At 38.1% G+C, this 6412-nt stretch carries 8 protein-coding genes; 4 read left to right on the plus strand and 4 right to left on the minus strand.

Going from position 1 to position 6412, the window contains the following annotated elements:
* Positions 1–117: 117 nt before the first annotated feature.
* The 3 genes from RM368_RS31900 to RM368_RS31910 all read right to left on the minus strand — a co-directional run bounded on the left by RM368_RS31900 (position 118) and on the right by RM368_RS31910 (position 2446).
* Positions 118–600 carry a cupin domain-containing protein gene (locus tag RM368_RS31900; RefSeq protein WP_322697766.1) on the minus strand — a complete coding sequence of 161 codons (483 nt, stop codon included), beginning with the start codon at positions 598–600 and terminating at the stop codon, positions 118–120.
* A 276-nt stretch (positions 601–876) separates the two neighbouring features.
* Complete coding sequence (gene cdiI, locus RM368_RS31905) at positions 877–1218, minus strand: ribonuclease toxin immunity protein CdiI (protein WP_322697767.1); 342 nt, start codon at positions 1216–1218, stop codon at positions 877–879.
* Between the two features lie 46 nt (positions 1219–1264).
* A complete protein-coding gene (locus tag RM368_RS31910; protein ID WP_322697768.1) occupies positions 1265–2446 on the minus strand; it encodes an AGE family epimerase/isomerase in 1182 nt (393 codons plus the stop codon).
* Between the two features lie 222 nt (positions 2447–2668).
* Between RM368_RS31910 and RM368_RS31915 the strand changes: the two genes are divergently transcribed.
* Entirely contained in the window at positions 2669–3568 is a 900-nt protein-coding gene (locus RM368_RS31915; RefSeq protein WP_322697769.1) for an aspartoacylase, read from the plus strand.
* Positions 3569–3634: 66 nt separating this feature from the next.
* On the opposite strand, the gene RM368_RS31920 is transcribed toward RM368_RS31915, so the two are convergent.
* On the minus strand, positions 3635–4429 hold the full coding sequence (locus tag RM368_RS31920) for a Tab2/Atab2 family RNA-binding protein (RefSeq protein WP_322697770.1): 795 nt from the start codon (positions 4427–4429) through the stop codon (positions 3635–3637).
* 261 nt (positions 4430–4690) lie between these two features.
* On the opposite strand from RM368_RS31920, the gene RM368_RS31925 reads away from it, so the two are divergent.
* The 3 genes from RM368_RS31925 to dcm all read left to right on the plus strand — a co-directional run bounded on the left by RM368_RS31925 (position 4691) and on the right by dcm (position 6382).
* Positions 4691–4963, plus strand: a complete 273-nt coding sequence (locus tag RM368_RS31925; protein ID WP_322697771.1) for a hypothetical protein — start codon at positions 4691–4693, stop codon at positions 4961–4963.
* A 90-nt stretch (positions 4964–5053) separates the two neighbouring features.
* Positions 5054–5725, plus strand: coding sequence for a hypothetical protein (locus tag RM368_RS31930; protein ID WP_322697772.1), 672 nt, complete (start codon positions 5054–5056; stop codon positions 5723–5725).
* A gap of 57 nt (positions 5726–5782) precedes the next feature.
* A complete protein-coding gene (gene dcm, locus RM368_RS31935; protein ID WP_322697773.1) occupies positions 5783–6382 on the plus strand; it encodes a DNA (cytosine-5-)-methyltransferase in 600 nt (199 codons plus the stop codon).
* The last annotated feature ends 30 nt before the right edge of the window (positions 6383–6412 follow it).

The raw sequence follows: 6412 nt of genomic DNA on the forward strand, positions 1-6412 counted from the left end.
AGATTTGTACCTCAACAGACTAGGAAACGCTATATCTACTCAATACTGCTTAGATTTTGTCTAAAAATAAAAATGTATAGGAATAAAACTCAATTAAACCTGCAATTATCATCGAATTCATCTGTTTTGAGTATTGGTTAAAATAGCTTTTGGTTGATTAGCATTAAATAGAGAAGCAGACAACAAAATAATCGGCTTGTTTGTTTGGTTTTCTGCATAATGAACCATTCCAGCAGATTCAACTAAAGAATCTCCCACTGTAAGCTGTATAGTTTTCCCTTTTTGAAGAATCAATTCTGTGCCGTTAGCTTTCGTTACTTTAGCTTCTCCTTGCACAACAGTATAAGTTAAACTTCCCGCCTCTACTCGTTCAATCTGCATTCCCGGATGAGTATGAGTAGGGAGTTTTGCTCTTGGTGCGATGGTATAGCGTACAAGCTCAAGAATCTGTTTTTGATCTTGAGTAGGATAACCACTCGCTAAAACTTCACGGGTAACAGATTGAGTGTAAGTATTGGGTGAGGAGATTTCTTGGCTCTTAACAACTACACTGCCAAAAGCTAGGATAGCTAAGGGAAGAATCAGAGACAGTTTTCTCATATTAAAAGTTTTTTGTTTGGGCAATACCTATAATTAAATCATTTTGTGTTTAGTTTGTCTAATAAGCATAAGTAGCTTAACTCACTTTAAAAAATGAGCGAAAATCAATCATTAGTACCCTCTACAAACAACCGATTCAAGTCTAATAATGCATCTTCAAATCCAGGAATCGCTACTGATTGGAAGGTGAAATCGAGTAAGCGAATCGTTAACCTTGGCAGTTAAAACCTCATTAACGGAGTAAAAAACCTCATCTAATCACTTAACTTGCCAGTGCTATTCAGATAATTTTTTGAGTATATTTTGAACTTCATCTGCTCTTTCTGGATTAAGTTCAATGTACCTTTCAGCCGCTATTTTGAGATGTTTTTTGAATATGTCCTGAGAAACTATTATTTCATCTTTATCCAGAAAGCAAAAGCGAACTCCTTCAAACATATCATCCTCATCTTCACAAGGAAATTCACACATATTATATTCATCACCATAACCAGTACCTTCAAGAAGATAATTTAATGCTGTAGGAAAAGAGATACCTCCTATTGCATTAAAGTAGTATTTCACTATCCAAAGTGGATCGGTTGTATGGTCTACGCCGTCAAATAATTCTTTGAGCATAAAAAATAAGATGCGTTTTCCCTGAAGATTAAACTGACTGCGTTGTTTACCGCCCCAGGTTTTGCAATGCCTCAAATTGCTGCCAACAAAGGTACAATGCACGCGGTACATGAAAACATCCTTTCCATTTGCCACCTTTGAGGTTCAACAATACTTCTCCACGCCGATTCAGGTAGCCAAACCATTCACCATACTCGGAATCAGCAAAGTGTGACCAGGCGTAATCGTGCATCTTTTGATACCATTCCCAACACACCTCACGCCCTGTCAACCGATAACCCATCGCTAATGCAACCAAAGACTCTAGGTGAACCCACCACAGTTTTTGATCCCATTCCAGTTGTTGTGGGGGATAACCATCTGCATCCATAAAGTAATACAATCCGCCGTACTCGTTATCCCAAGCAAAATTTAGGATATTTAGCACCACATCAACGGCTTGGTTAATAGTTTTAGTGTCGTTTTTCCGACGGGCAATGTCCATGATAAACCACATCGCTTCGATCCCGTGACCTGGATTAATCAGCCTTCCCTCAAAACTATCGATGTGGGAACCGTCAGGGGCAACGTTTTCGTACATTAATCCCCGTTCTTGGTCGAGAAAATCGGTCATCACTTCGCGGACTGTCTCAGCGAGGACATTCTCTAGTGTTTCTTTTGGTAGCAACCATTCCATTTCTAGAGTCAGGTTGGCTAAAATCATCGGTACAGCCAATGATTTCATCGGGCGTGTGCCGGGATAGGTTTTATTATATTTGCCCTTGGGGTTATCCTTGCGGCGTAATACGTTGTTATAAGCTTGCATCGCTACATCCTTTGCCCATTCTTCGCCGCCAGCGAGTGCATATTGACTAAATGCCATCGCTGCAAAGCAATCAGAAAAGATGTTGTAAGGGTGAACTAATGGTTTCCCTTCACGGGTGAGGGCAAAGTACCAGTTACCATCGCTATCTCTGCCATATTGGGTGAGAAAATTAGCGCCATTGCTGGCAATTTTTAGCCAATTTTCGTGCTTTTCTAGCTGGTTGTAAAGCATCGAAAAAGTCCACACTTGGCGGTTTTGCAGCCAAATGAATTTGTCTGTATCATAAATTTTGCCTTTGCGATCGAGGCAGGTGAAATAGCCGCCTTGCTGCCAATCAAGAGAATATTTTTCCCAAAAGGGGAGTACGTCGTTGAGGAGGGCGTTTTTGTAAAGTTCAGCGTTCGCTTGAAAGTCCTTCTCCATAAATTTTCTCCCTTCTTGTACTAAATCTAACAGCTTAACAGTTATCATATTTTGGCTCTAATATGGAGCGTAGGCGTAGCCCGCACTTCGGCTGCGCTCAGTTACCGTCGTAGACATTGTGTCAAGCTTTTACAAGATTTAGTCAACAGAAGTTATACTTCTATCTTGAATCTTGCACCATTCTCAATAACCGTAGGGTAGTTTTTTAGAGATGAGGTTGTTATGAGTCAGATTGAACGAGTTGCGATCGTTGGAGGAAACCACGGTAATGAGCTAACAGGAGTACATTTAGTCAAAAAGTTTCAGCAATATCCTAATTTAATTAACAGGGCAAGTTTTGAAACTTTGGCATTACTTGGCAATCTCAAAGCTATTGAAGAAGGAAAACGATACATTGAAAAAGATTTAAATCGTTGTTTCACTAATCAAGGTTTACAAAATCCCCAACTCTTAAGTTATGAAGATATGCGGGCAAAAGCAATTCAACAGATATTGCAACCGCAAAATCAGCCCTTTGTAGATGTAATTGTTGATTTGCATAGCACGACTGCCAATATGGGGTTAAGTCTGATTTTTTGTGATATGCATCCTTTCTTGCTCCGATTAGGTGCTTATTTAAGTTCTATCAATCCTTTGGTGAAAGTCTTTATTAATCAGGAATCCAAAGAAAATGGTTTTCTCCGTTCTTTGTGCGAATTGGGTTTTGTTATAGAAGTTGGGGCTGTAGCTCAAAATGTTTTAAACGCCAAATTATTTCAGGAGACAGAACAACTTCTTTATGCAGTTTTAGATTATTTTGAAAGGTGCAATCAGGGTAATATTCCGCAGACAAGCAATCACCTTACACTTTATAAATATATTAAGACTATCGATTATCCAAGAAGCGATACCTACGGTGGGCTGCGCTTATGCGGGGAAATTCAAGCCATGATTCACCCCCAGCTTCAGTTTAGGGATTATGAACCTTTGCATCCAGGCGATCCAATGTTTCTGACTTTTGAAGGCAAAGATATTTTCTATGAAGGAGCGTCTACTGTTTATCCTATTTTTATTAATGAAGCAGCTTACTACGAGAAAGGAATTGCGATGTATTTTAGTCAAAAACAGGAAGAAATCGTTTAATTTGTTCGCTATTATAACAAGACTAGCTATAAAAATTAAGCAGACAAATATTTTTGGTAATTAATATTAATTTTCTGCCCGCAATAACCAAAAGCCGCTATAAGTCATACCAGAATCATCGGGTTGAACTAACAAAAAATGCAATCCTCGGCAATGCTTTTTGCGTTGTTCAAATGCTTGGGCTGCTGTGGTAACTTCTGGATCTTCAAATGTGGCAACAATCCACCTATCCACCAAGCTAGCTTCTAATATTAAGCCATCCGGTGCGCCAGAAATGTAGTTCAAGCTTACAGGACGGGCTTGCTGCAACCACCGTGCTAGACGCATTGATTGCCGTCCCCCATAAATTACGACACCAGGAACGGGAACTGTTGATGCCAAACCTAAATTGATGGGTTTGAAATGTTCTGGAATGTGCAAAATGGGAATGGGGCGATCGCTAAATCTCGTTTCTACATCACTAGCAGCTAAACTTGCAAAACGCCATTGTTCTCCCCAAAGGTTTTCTGGTAATGGTGCTGGGGGTGGTTTATCCAGGGTTGAGGGATATTGCTTTTCTTGTAACCACTGCTTTAACGCCAAGGTGTGGCGGGTAGGTTCGACATTTATACTTAAATTGCGTCCAGCCGCTTCAATTAAGCTTAGAGACTGAGGACGAAACACCTGAATTACATCTGGCAATTTTTCACCAGCAGCTAGCTCAAGTTGAGTTGCAACCCAATTAGAATTTGCTGCTGACTGGAGACAGGTGGCTTCATATTGAAAGCTGCGAGTTGCGTCACAAATCAACAATTCCCATAAAATTTGTCCAGACGCATCTGGTGAGGGACGACGATAAAAATCAACTTGCCAAGTTTTCATAGGTAAGAATGGGGAGATGAGGGGGATGAGGGAGATGGGGGAAAGTTAAAACTCAAAGTTTCAAGCTCATAAGCTGGAAATGATCTTTATTGTGGCTCTACCGCCAATGTTGAGGTTCAGCCTCACATTAGGCAAATTGCTGTATATACCTGTGACTATGCATAGTGGTTAATAACCTTGTAGTCTAATATCTAAATGGTGAAGTTATGATACTTTAAAAAGACAATATTTTGCGAGCGCACGTGCATAATGCAGATTACTATGCTGAATCATAATTATCAGAGAACTGTTGAGGAACTGCGTAACTTAGCTTCTATGTTTTGGCCTTCAGAATTATCTAGACAAGAAGCTGAACTTAGCATAATACCAAAACTCATTGAAACTCAAGATCAATTTATTGCCATTTTGAGCATTGAGGTGTCTAGCTTAGAGGACTTATTTAAAATTATTAATTCTTCAAAGATGTCAGCAAACCTATTTTTAAAACATTTACTTGTGCTAGCTGACTTTGGCGGTGAAATGCTTCAGCGATGAAACAGTCAATTTAACTCTATTTTTCCTTTAGGAAAGTTAGATTATTTATGGAATACACAAAATTATAACTATAGTTTTCGAGTTTTGCCTGTGTTAGGTCAACTAAATAACACTAAACTTGGCATCAGTGGCAAAAAACTACTAGAAAATCAACCTCTTTTGGAACTGCACAAAGACATAATAGCCGTAGTTTTATTTAGTGGTAGTTCTATTGATGAAAAAACAGCAGAAATACTAGCAAAGTGTGAAATTGGTAACTACATCGGTCTACCAAATAAATTGCAAAAATTTATTAAGCAAAGATATATATGGGTTAGTCGTATCACTGCTGGCTCTCAATCAAATACTTTAGGGCAAATTACTCAAACTTTGGTTAAAAAATATTTAGAAGACAACCTTGCTATTCTTAGTGTTAATATTAAGGCAAATGGTCATCTACCTGGAATAAGTCATACTGAAGCTAATGATCGTCCAACAACGTTTGATATTGTAGTTTCTAAGGAAGATAAGTATGTAGGAATAGAAGTCAGCTTTCAGGTAACTACAAATAGCGTCATTGAGCGCAAGGCAGGACAAGCTAAATCTCGCTTTGAGCAAATTGAAGCACTGGGATATAAAATAGGTTATGTCTTAGATGGTGCTGGCAACTTCCAAAGAGAAAAGGCCCTGGGAACAATTTGTTCATATAGTCATTGTACAGTGGCTTTTTCTCTTAAAGAGCTTGATGTGCTTTGTATTTTTTTAAAAGAATACTTTTTGTAAAAAAGTAATTTTACGTAATAATATATTAAATTTTACGATAAAAATAACTTATTATCTATGCATAAAATTCGGTTTGTAGATTTATTTTCAGGAATAGGGGGAATAAGATTAGCCTTTGAACAAGCGGCTAATTCTTTAAATATAGAAAGTGAATGCGTTTTCAGCAGCGAAATCAATTCAGATGCTCAATTAGTTTACGAAAAAAACTTTGCTCAAAAATCTTTAGGTGATATTCGATTAATTGATAAATTACCAGAACATGAATTTTTATTAGCCGGATTTCCTTGTCAATCTTTTTCTCATGCTGGCAAAAAAGAAGGATTTGTTGATACACGGGGCACACTATTTTTTGAAATAACAAGATTACTTGATAACTATAAACCACAAGCTTTTATTTTTGAAAATGTCCGAGGTCTTTATAGTCACGATCAAGGGCGAACATTAGCAATAATTAAGCATGAAATTCAAAAAAGAGGTTATAGTTTTCATGCTTTTTTACTCAATAGTGCAAACTTTGGCTTACCGCAAAATCGTGTTCGCATTTATCTGGTTGGAATTTTAAATGCTTCTCCTACTTTTGAGTTAATTTCTGACGTAGGACCTAATGACTCCCATTCATATAATCCTCAGCAGTTCAGGGGGCGACAGTGGAGCTAAAGAGCTTGCTGTATAAGTGACATAGCTTTC

This window comes from Nostoc sp. DedSLP03 (assembly GCF_034530815.1).
In the GTDB taxonomy this organism is placed as follows: Bacteria; Cyanobacteriota; Cyanobacteriia; order Cyanobacteriales; family Nostocaceae; genus Nostoc.